The sequence below is a fragment of the Enterobacter sp. KB-221C9 genome, assembly GCF_041320715.1.
In the GTDB taxonomy this organism is placed as follows: domain Bacteria; phylum Pseudomonadota; class Gammaproteobacteria; order Enterobacterales; family Enterobacteriaceae; genus Enterobacter; species Enterobacter asburiae_D.
Map to the genome: position 1 here is coordinate 42,247 of NZ_JBGIWG010000010.1, position 10,124 is coordinate 52,370.

Below are 10,124 nucleotides of genomic sequence, written 5' to 3' on the forward strand. Positions count from 1 at the left end.
ATCGCCTATTTCATTGACAGCAACTTGTCATAATCAGGGGAAATATCCGGTATATCTTCACGACTGCCATCCGGATAAGTTGCTGTCAGATTTCCTGGATGATCTGGCGGGTTTAGTACAACAACTTTCCTTAGATGAACAACAGGTTCAATAGCTATATATTGTGTATTACTTAGGCTAAAACGCCTGCGCCACTTTTCTGTTCCCGTCTCCCCCCCGAATAACTTCAAGCTAACCGTATTATCGATGTGATTAGCGACCATAGGGAAGAAATCTGTATTCAGATCCAATATTTTTTCGCTGAACACTTTCGCCCGTCCGGTCCCGTAGCCGTCACTGAGCCCGTAGTCCCCGAAATCGAAAATATAACTGGTATCGATAACCTCTTTTCCCTTCACCAGCGCAATGTTGTCTCCAATTCTGAAGCTCACCTTCAGCGAATTCAGTTGCCACTGGCACGAACCGCCGCCGTCCACGGCAACCCGCAGATGGCGGCGATTATCGCCATCAGACGCACCGAATGGCCGCTCAATATCGTTGTAGCCCGGTATATCATGCGGTTCATTGCTCGAGTTGTAGCGGACAGTTTTGCACTGTTCAGAACGGTACAGCAACTCGGCGGGCTGCAGCGTTATCCCTGCTGGGACCCGGAAAGTAACGTCGACCCACTTTGCATACGCCGGAGGGTAAAGTGTCTTGTCAGGCGGGTTATCACACCCGGAAAGCAGCGTTGCAACCGACACGAAAAAGGCGGTTTTACTGAGAAAGTTCAACTTCTTCCTCCGTTACCGCCGCAAAGCGCAGCAGGGCATTTTTCCCGGCTTCCTCTGCCTGTGTCAGCCTCAGAGCGACCGGCAGCATGTCCTGGAGGGCCAGAAACTCCCGGTTACGTTCAACCTCATCCGGGTTACTGAAGTTTGCCTTTTGCACAACGCCCTGCCGGAACAGGGCGCGCATGGTTTTCCGATCCATATCCCGCGCCGGATCGGCTAGCTCCAGCACCTGATTATGAATATAGGGCAGGTAGCGGTGCGCCATCGAGTGGTTTGATGGCTTACTGAACCAGCCTGATGATGCCGTATTTTCCCCCTTAGGGAACCGCTTCGCCAGCTCGCCAGGCGCCAGGCATTGTATGAATGCCGCCTGATGCTCTCCGGTGGATGTCAGGCATTCTTCATTCAGTGAAGGAACAAGATACAGTTTGACCGCCGCCTTCTCCGTATAGCTTACCGTTCCGCCCCCTACCCACAGCGAGTTTCGTCCATCGGGCTTCATGACGCTCTGCTCCGCACGCAAAAATAAAACTGTTTTACCATGATGCCAGTAGGGGTCTCTTTCCTGTGTAATACCCATATCCACGCCCGCATTTCCCCCGAAGGTTCGCGGTAAAAGACCGATTACCGACGTGGTCACCCAGTCAAAGCCCAGCTTGTCACCCAACCCCCCCAGTTTCTCGTAAAGCTCGCTGTCCAGATCCACCGCGGGTGGGATCTGTGTCACCGTATCATTATCATTGGCGTGACGGTAGTGGGTGATGTCCCTCTGAAGGTACGCGGCCAGACGGCTGAATGTTCGCGGCATCCCGTAGGTGTTCAGCACTGGGTTAAAGGCTTTCATTTCGGCGGCATAAAGCAGCGCCATCGCCCCGCCAAGGCTGTGGCCGCAGACAAACAATGTTTTTCTCTTACCTAAAGCATCCTTCACCGCATCCAACTTATCCCCGAATTTCCGTTTAGCCAGCTGATAGGCTTCCAGAAAACCGCCGTGCACATTCCCCATCCCGCCCAGTTCTGCAGAACACCGCTTCGGCCCGAAGGACACATCGCTCAGGACGTTCAGCTTGCTGTCGGTTCCGCACCAGGCGACCAGCACGTGAGAGACACATTCCACCGTAAACAGGCGGGTATCACCTTCTCCCTGCGCCCCCTCCCCAGTGTTCAGGTAAAGCGGAGGCTGATACCGCTCCCGGAACGGCACGTCTACCGCCAGTGTGTGAAAATAATTCGGGTATTCCGCAAGCTGCGGGAGGCAGGACAGATCCTGACACTTCTGCCGGAAAAAATAATCGATGGACGGATTCTTCGCCTCGGCGGCATACACCAGATCGGCCATGATGCCGAGATTCAGCGCGTTCGCCAGGTCGTACTCTTTCGTGTCGTGCAGGGACAGCACCCACGCCCGGAACGGGCAGATTTCGATAACGTGACGCTGCTCCAGCGCATCTCGCACGATTTCCGTCCCTTTCAGTGACCGTCCCGGTGGGAAATGAAACGTCGGCGGCTCCGGATCAGTCCAGCCCTCGATCTCCGGCAGCCGGTCGCACAGCTCCCCGATGGCCACATAGTGATGCCGGTACCCGGCGGCTTCCGCCTTTTCCTGCACGTCCGTGCGCCAGCTTTTGACCCGCGTCTCCCGGCGGAAAGCATTCCCGCTCACTGGCTGGCAGTTAGGGTTACGCCAGAGTCCCAGCGGGCGCTGCTCCATCTCGTCGGTCAGCTGCTGCCCGTCCGTTTTCACGTCCACCGCTATCCAGTACAGGTCATCGAACCGCACCAGACCCTGGCTGTCGGTGGCACCGGCGGGCGGATTCGGCGGCGGCGTGGGGTTAAACCGGGTGTGGCCGCCCCGGGCCCACAGCGCCAGCTCTGCCGCTGTTGCCAGCGGATGATATTCCAACTGCACCTTCAGGCCCGTAACCGGGTTGTTGTTCTCATCCACAAACTGTAGTTCCAGCCAGTACTTCAGCTGCTCCCCGCAGGGAACCTCTTTGTACTTCGCTTTGTGACTCAGACAGGTCACTGTCGTATTGTCTGTCTCGTCTGCCATGGACTAAAATCCTTTTAGTTTCTCTGGTTAAATACCGGACCATCATACATCAGTCAGAACTTAACAAAAATTTACCGTTTCTGATTGCCGGTACAGTGCCTGAATGCGGCATATATGGGAGGGGCTGTACCCTGTCGCATCTGCCGTTTCACGGATGCTCAGTTTCTTGACCTGCCAGTAGTACAGGACTTTCTGATGCCGTTCCTGATCGACCTATTTTCCCCGATATTTACTCAGTGTATGCGCCCGCTCAATTCCCTGCTTCTGGCGCTGGCGGCGGCTCAGCCAGTCCTTATGCGACACCGCGGCCATCAGGTCATCGTGTGCCGTCACGGTTTGGTTATGGCGTCAGGGTGTACCCTTATGCGATAAGCATTTTTGTTAAAAATACCGCACCGAATAATTTATAAGGGAAACTATATGGCAAGGAGGCAGATTCTTTCTCTATCGGAAAGAGAATCATTACTTGCATTACCGGACGATGAGTTAACGCTGACACGAATAGCGTATTTTAGTGAACATGATCTGGCACTTATCATGCCCACCGTAAACCGCCAGCCGTTTTGGTTTTGCCGTCCTGCTTTGCTATCTGAAAAATGTCGGCTTTGCACCTGATAAAAAAATCTCCCCCTCTGATGCGCTGTTGAAGCATATCGCCATCAGGCTAAGACATACCGGGGATCTCTGGCCTGCTTACCTTTCCGACAGGGAAACCGCGCGGCGCGAACATTTAACCGAACTGTGCCGCTATCATAATTTTCGATATCCAAACTGACCCCAATAACGGCGTCTCTCTGTGCGAGCCCCCCGCACAGAGATATATCCGAAAACAGCCCTGTCGGGTGCCGAAATTAACCTTTCGTCTCCCACATCTGCAAAGAGCGGCTATCCTTTAATTATCAACAAAAGGAGGCAAAAATGTCCGATCTCGGTACTGATAAAAACACCCAGTTTGCTGAAGACAAGGCAAAAAATAAATTTGATGAACTCGCAGGCTCAGCGCAGCAGCAGTTTGGTGAATTCGTAGATTCACCAAAGCATCAGGTCAAAGGTGCGGCTAAAAAATATGCCGCGCAGGCCAGCGATGCGGTTTCCGACGTGACTGAAGCTGTCAGAAATAACCCCCTCACCGGCCTCGTCGCAGCGGGTGCGGTCGGTATTGTTCTCGGCCTGTTGCTGGGTCGAAAATAATAAAAGGCCCTTCGGGGCTTTATTTTTTCTTAACTGAACAACCTCACCATACGGTCTAACTCTTCCTCTTTCACGGCACGTGATAAATAATATCCCTGAAAGTTTTTGACGCCCAGCGCGACTAATTTCTCAAACTTCTCTTCACTATCAACCCCCTCCGCAATACAGTCCGTTCCGGTCATGTCGCTATAAAGCTGAATCGCTTTAATCAGGTTATAATCATTGTCGTTTGCCACAAAATGCTCAACGATGTCACGATCCAGCTTAAGTCCATCAAAATGCACCTGCCGCACCGGGAACATGGTTTGATGATTAGAGAAACAGTCATCCAGAAACAATCGACACCCCGTATTGCGTAAATGCCGCATGGTTTCAGGGATCCTTTTGTCCTTCGTCACGTCAATATCCTCTGCAAATTCAAAGACCAGCTTTTCGGCCCACTGCGGTTTGAGCAGCATGTCGATAGCTTTCCTGGCCATATCAGGCAATGCATTTCCGGACGCCAGGCGAGGTGGAATATTCACAGAAAAATAGTATTTACCATTATACTTATTGATCCCCGACACGGCGGCATGAATAACTAATGCGGTAATTTTTAACCATATTTCATGATTTGAGATATCCGTGAGAAAGCTGGCTGGCTTGACAATTTTACCGTTTTTATTCCAGCGGATCAGTACCTCAAAACCTACGCCCTTTTTGTCACGATCGGTAATAATTTGATAGGCAGGGAAGATCTCTCTTTTAAGTAGCGCATTAAATATTTCTGTTTCTTTATCCGTCAATTCTTGTTTTTGACGCTGGTGTTTAATCCCCCCTTCCGCTTTAAAATTATGCGGATCGTTTAGCCATCGCTTAATCAAGCGTAATTTCAATACGCCTTCTTTACGGTGGGTATAAATCGTTTTATTAGAAAGCCCCATTTCGTCGCACATTTCTTTTACGGACATACCGCGGTAGAAATTTAATAAAACGTCAATCTCTCTTTTTGTTAGCCACTTTAGGTTTTCTTGCGAAGAATTATCCCTGCAGCGATCGCGTAATAGGTACGAACGATCCTTAAAAACGTTATGTTGCGTATGAGAACAGGTTATGACATCTGAAACGCGGGCTATACGAATTAATGATAATTGAAAGCTGTTATTTAAAAGACTGCCCAGGGTGCGATACAGCCAGCCATCCGGTATGTCACCATACAGGGTGACGCGTCGAACAACGGGAAGAGTATTGAGCACGGATGCCAGGCGCTTCAGGCTCTCCAGGAGATTGACGACACCTTTTCCGAGAAACACAACAATATGAGCGTTCTGATTTATAAGGATATTTTCCACATCCTGTTGGGATACCTCATCCCCGTTAAAGTGAATATGCGAAGCCTGTATACCGTACTGGTTAAGGATCAGGCGATATCCCTGGAACGTAAAACCGCAGGCGGAGATGACAAAATTTTGTTCATCGCACGCCCCATTTCTGAGAGAAATTTTGTGGGTCATAACCTGCTCCTGGGCACTAAAGCGCCATTCCCATTTGTGAATACGTAAAATTTAACGCACCTGTTATAAACATTAATTTTACAGTAGACCCTCAGGCTAAGAAACAGTTATCAGCCAAACTCACAGGAACATCTTTGCGTTAATCACCGACATTTAAATATACTTTTATTTTCAAATAACAACGGCAAACATCTTATTCTCAGGGTATAATGAGAATTCCGAAAAAGAAGACTGGATACTTCATCTATCGGCTCATTTAAATACGAGAAAAACGCTATGGATAATCATATCTCATCCAGGGCCTTGCTACATCGAAGGGATGTTATAAAGAACAATCCGCGATTCGGTGAGGCAATATTAGAGCACTACACAATTAATGACACCATCTACAAAAAACAACCTTTGTTCTACAAGACAATGCTGCAGGAATCACGATTTAACATTATCCTCTCCATGTGCTGCTTTGTTTTTGGAAATCAGGCCGAGTCAGTTTCAGAAATTAAAGAATTATGCTCTCGATATAAGATAGCCAGCCCCAACAGCGTTATTGCGATCATTACGATACTGAGAACCACCGGGCGCATCAGGACCTGGCGCTGCACGGAAGACAGACGCAAAACGAGAATCGCGCCTACCGAAAAAGGTTTGAATGAACTTAAGCGATATATGTCCGGCGCCTTTTTACCCGTCAGCATTCTTTATCCGGCATTTAATATTAATGTTAACCTGCTGGATAATGATATTTTGAGAAACAACTTCTTCCGCCGCGCGGCAGAATATCTGTTTCGGGGATTAACGTTCAGAAAGGTTTTGCCTGAAGTGGGGTTATTTATCGATAAGGATGGCGGGCGCATGATTATGCTTTATATTTATTTGCAGGCCATGAAAAACAAATCCGCTCACGGCGCAGTCATTGAGTACTCAGCCAGCACGCTCGCAAAAGAATTTTTTGTTTCACGTATCCACGTCAACCGAATTATCAAATCGGCACAAGAGGCGGGTTATCTTAAAGATCGTGGTGACGGTCGGATGTCGATATACCCGGCGTTTATCGAACTTGTCGAAAATTATGCCGGATTATATTTTGCCTATGTTACGCATTACATTAACGTTGTGCCTAAAGAGCGACGCCACGCTCACAACGTGACGTCAACCGTATAATCCAACAGGCGTTCGGTGTCCCGAACGCCATTCCCCTATCGTTCCCGCAGCGCCTCTTTTGCCTTGTTCAGCGGTTTCAACAGATAATCAAGAATGGTTTTGCTGCCGGTTTTAATATCAACAGTGGCAATCATGCCCGGAAAGACCGGAAATTCCTGACCTTGCTTGTTGGTCAGATGGTTACTGTCGGTACGAATATAGACGCGATAGTAGTAAACATCCCTTTTCACCTCATCCTGCAGAGTGTCCGGCGAAATCATGGTCACTTCCCCTTCCAGCCCGCCGTAAATGGAGTAGTCATAGGCCGTAATTTTCACCAGCGCTTTCTGGCCGGGATGAATAAACGCCACATCGCGCGGCGAGATTTTCGCTTCGACCACCATCTGATCGTCAAGCGGGACCAGGCTCATCAGCTTGCCGTTCGGCGGGATAACGCCTCCCACGGTCGTGACGTCAATATCCTTGACGATCCCGCGAACCGGCGCATTGAAGGTCAGCCGGGTCAGGGAGTCCTCACGCCCTTTCATTACCGAACGCTGGGCTTCAATCTCGGCATTGGCTTTCGCCAGCTCTTCACGGGCGCGAACGTAATACTGGTTTTTCATCTCGGTGATTTTATTCTCAAGCTCATTTTTTTGACGCTCAAGACGTAACACCTCCACCTTGCTGGCTGCCCCCTGGGTCACCAGTGGACGGGTTAACGACAGCTCGCGCTGCACCAGCTCGGCACCCTGACGCAGTCCGGCCAGCCCTTTTTCGAGGCTTTCACGACGGGACTGGTAGAGCGCCGTTTCCTGTTTAACCAGCTCAACGTCGTCATCCAGCTCTTCCGGGAACACAAGTTCCGTATCGTTGACCTCGGCCTTCAGGCGAGCAGCCGTTGCCAGCGCCGCATTCAGACGAGACTCGCTCTCCAGCACGCTCGACTCGGTTTTTGTCCGGTCTAGCTGCGCGAGCTGCTGGCCGCGTTCCACAATGTCACCTTCGCGCACCATCAGGCTGTGGATAATGCCGCCTTCCAGAGACTGAATGACCTGCTCATGAGAAGACGGTATGACCTTGCCGCTGCCGGTCGTCACTTCATCAAGATGGAACAGGCTTGCCCAGGCGATAAACACCGCCAGCAGGGCAAACAGCGACCATGCCACCAGTGACGAGCGCGGCAGGCGTGGCTCCTTCAGTCGGCTATTGAAACGAGACAAATCATTCATGCCGCGCCCTCCTCGGCAACCGCCGCCGGCTTCATGGTCACGGTGCGCTGTGCGGCTTTCTGCGGCGCCATACCGTGCTGATGCAGGATCGCATCGCGCGGGCCGTCCATCACCACCTTGCCGTTCTCCAGCACGATGATGCGGTCAACCAAATCAAGAATCGGCAGACGATGCGTCGCCACGACCAGCGTCCGGCGTTTACCCAGCCATTTGTGGAGATGCTGAATAAACTGCTTCTCGCTCATTTCGTCCAGCCAGGCGGTAGGCTCGTCCAGCAGCAGGATATTCGGGGAAGTGATCAGCGCACGCGCCAGCAGCAGCGCCTGACGCTGTCCGCCGGAAAGGCCAGCCCCGCCTTCGTTGATGATGTAGTTCAGCCCCATTTTCTGCTTGCGCACAAACTCCAGCGCGCCGCTGTTGACCAGCGCCTGATGAATCTCGTCGTCCGTGGCTAACGGGTTCCCCATCAGGATGTTGTCCCGCACGGAGCCAAAGAACAGCCTGGCCTGCTGGCCGAGCAGCTGCATGTCGCGGCGCACGTCGGCCGGGTCCAGATGATTGAGGGCAATATCGTCGAGCAGGATGCTGCCCTGCTGCGGCTCCTGCATGCCCGCCAGAAGCTGTAACAGCGTGCTTTTACCGGAGCCATTACGCCCGAGCACCGCCACGCGCTCTCCGGCGCGGATCTGCAGCCTGCTGATGTTGAGCACGGTGAGTTTCTCTTCCTCGTCGTAATAAAACCCGACGTCCTCAAGGCTATAGTCGCCGCGCAGGTGGGCTTTGTGCACCTTCTTGCCGTGCTGCGGATCGTCAATCGGGCGCTGCATGAGGTCGTCCAGCCCCTTGCGGGCCACTTTTGCCGACTGCCAGCGCGACAGCACACCTGAGATCTGCGACAGCGGCGCGATAGTGCGCGATGCCAGAATTGAGGTCCCTACCAGCGCACCGGTGGTCATGTCGCCGCTGATAACCAGGTAGCAGCCCACCAGCAGCACCACCGCATAGACGATGGACTGCACCTCCTGCGTCCAGGTGAGCAGCAGGCCCGTCAGCCAGCGCTGCTTCATGCCGACGCTGGCGGCGACGTCGTTGGTGTTATTCCACTGGTTCTGGAAACGCTGTTCGGCGCGCATCAGCTTGATGTCTTCAATGCCCTGCACCGCTTCCACCAGCGTGGCGTTACGAATGGCGGATTCACGCATCCCTTCGCTGGAGAGTTTCCCCAGCGGGCGCTGTACCAGCAGGCCGGGGATGAGCAGCAGCGGCACGGCGAGCAGGACCACCAGCACCAGCGGGCCGCCAATCATCCAGAGAATAAAGACGAACAGCAGGAAGAACGGCAGATCGGAGATGGCCGCAATGGTAGTCGAGGTGATCAGCTCCCGCACCGACTCCAGCTCGCGGATCTGCGCGATAAACGATCCGGTTGATTTGGAGCGTGCGCCGTTTTTAATCCGCAGCGCGTGGGCAAAAACGCGTTCGGAGATGCGCAGGTCGGCGCGTTTCCCCACCACGTCAGAAATATGCACGCGCAGCATGCGCATGATGAATTCGAACACGATGGCAATCATCACGCCGCCAAACAGCACCCACAGCGTGGCTTCCGACTGCGACGGTACCACCCTGTCATAGACCTGCATGGAGAAGACCATGCCGGAAAGCGCCAGCACGTTGGCCACCAGCGCCACCAGCATTATGTCGCTATAGCGTCGCCAGTCTTTCAGCGCCAGCTGCCAGAACCAGTTTTTCTCATAGGGTTTGATGTAATCGTCCACGCGCGCGTCCGGCGTGGATTCGAGCGGGCGCAACACCATCAGCCCCTTTAACCGCGCCCCGAGTTCGTCACGCGTCAGCGTCGTCTCAAGCCCCGCGTCGCCGCTAAACTGCAGGCTGACGTTGCCTTCGCTGTCCATGCGGTTAATGACCGCGATTTGTCCGCCGGTGAATTCCGCCAGCAGCGGCAGGCGCCACGGATCGAGGGATACCGCTTCAGCCGCCACCATACGCATCCCCAGCCCAAGCTGACGCGCCATCTCCTCCAGCACCAGCTGGCGCGGAGACTGGCTTTCATGGTTAATCGTGACCCGAACATGCTCCGCCGAGAAATCCAGGCGATAGTGTTTTGCGATAATGAGCATGCCCTGCAGCCAGGGTTCGTACTGTGGATGTGTCTTCATATTGCTACGTCCTGTCCAGGGCGATAATTTCGCACTGAAATGATACCTTTACGGGATGATTAAAA

The 10,124-nt window shown here is 52.7% G+C and carries 7 protein-coding genes and 2 pseudogenes; 3 read left to right on the plus strand and 6 right to left on the minus strand.

The window, feature by feature from the left end:
* Window positions 1-5: 5 nt before the first annotated feature.
* The 3 genes and pseudogenes from AB8846_RS15645 to AB8846_RS15655 form a co-directional block, all read right to left on the minus strand.
* Entirely contained in the window at window positions 6-773 is a 768-nt protein-coding gene (locus AB8846_RS15645) for a hypothetical protein (protein ID WP_370733095.1), read from the minus strand.
* Window positions 757-2,826, minus strand: coding sequence for a lipase family protein (locus tag AB8846_RS15650; RefSeq protein WP_370733096.1), 2,070 nt, complete (start codon window positions 2,824-2,826; stop codon window positions 757-759). The genes AB8846_RS15645 and AB8846_RS15650 overlap by 17 nt, the downstream gene beginning before the upstream one ends.
* A gap of 60 nt (window positions 2,827-2,886) precedes the next feature.
* Window positions 2,887-3,144 (minus strand): annotated as a pseudogene (locus AB8846_RS15655) (resolvase); the annotation flags it as partial.
* Between the two features lie 102 nt (window positions 3,145-3,246).
* On the opposite strand from AB8846_RS15655, the pseudogene AB8846_RS15660 reads away from it, so the two are divergent.
* Together AB8846_RS15660 and AB8846_RS15665 are read left to right on the plus strand one after the other, a co-directional pair.
* A pseudogene (locus AB8846_RS15660) lies at window positions 3,247-3,577 on the plus strand (DUF4158 domain-containing protein); the annotation flags it as partial.
* Between the two features lie 167 nt (window positions 3,578-3,744).
* A complete protein-coding gene (locus tag AB8846_RS15665; protein ID WP_032657256.1) occupies window positions 3,745-4,017 on the plus strand; it encodes a YqjD family protein in 273 nt (90 codons plus the stop codon).
* Between the two features lie 29 nt (window positions 4,018-4,046).
* On the opposite strand, the gene AB8846_RS15670 is transcribed toward AB8846_RS15665, so the two are convergent.
* On the minus strand, window positions 4,047-5,510 hold the full coding sequence (locus tag AB8846_RS15670; RefSeq protein WP_370733097.1) for an EAL domain-containing protein: 1,464 nt from the start codon (window positions 5,508-5,510) through the stop codon (window positions 4,047-4,049).
* A gap of 276 nt (window positions 5,511-5,786) precedes the next feature.
* Between AB8846_RS15670 and AB8846_RS15675 the strand changes: the two genes are divergently transcribed.
* Window positions 5,787-6,671 carry a hypothetical protein gene (locus AB8846_RS15675; RefSeq protein ID WP_063142833.1) on the plus strand — a complete coding sequence of 295 codons (885 nt, stop codon included), beginning with the start codon at window positions 5,787-5,789 and terminating at the stop codon, window positions 6,669-6,671.
* 35 nt (window positions 6,672-6,706) lie between these two features.
* Here AB8846_RS15675 and AB8846_RS15680 read toward each other — a convergent pair whose 3' ends face one another.
* Entirely contained in the window at window positions 6,707-7,882 is a 1,176-nt protein-coding gene (locus tag AB8846_RS15680) for an HlyD family type I secretion periplasmic adaptor subunit (RefSeq protein WP_063142834.1), read from the minus strand.
* On the minus strand, window positions 7,879-10,059 hold the full coding sequence (locus tag AB8846_RS15685; protein WP_370733098.1) for a type I secretion system permease/ATPase: 2,181 nt from the start codon (window positions 10,057-10,059) through the stop codon (window positions 7,879-7,881). Before AB8846_RS15685 ends, AB8846_RS15680 begins: the two co-directional genes overlap by 4 nt.
* Window positions 10,060-10,124: the final 65 nt, after the last annotated feature.

Bases quoted from the DNA above. Each gene is read 5' to 3' on its own strand.
- AB8846_RS15650 (WP_370733096.1), bottom strand. From the start codon at position 2,826: ATGGCAGACGAGACAGACAATACGACAGTGACCTGTCTGAGTCACAAA.
- AB8846_RS15665 (WP_032657256.1), top strand. From the start codon at position 3,745: ATGTCCGATCTCGGTACTGATAAAAACACCCAGTTTGCTGAAGACAAG.
- AB8846_RS15670 (WP_370733097.1), bottom strand. From the start codon at position 5,510: ATGACCCACAAAATTTCTCTCAGAAATGGGGCGTGCGATGAACAAAAT.
- AB8846_RS15675 (WP_063142833.1), top strand. From the start codon at position 5,787: ATGGATAATCATATCTCATCCAGGGCCTTGCTACATCGAAGGGATGTT.
- AB8846_RS15680 (WP_063142834.1), bottom strand. From the start codon at position 7,882: ATGAATGATTTGTCTCGTTTCAATAGCCGACTGAAGGAGCCACGCCTG.
- AB8846_RS15685 (WP_370733098.1), bottom strand. From the start codon at position 10,059: ATGAAGACACATCCACAGTACGAACCCTGGCTGCAGGGCATGCTCATT.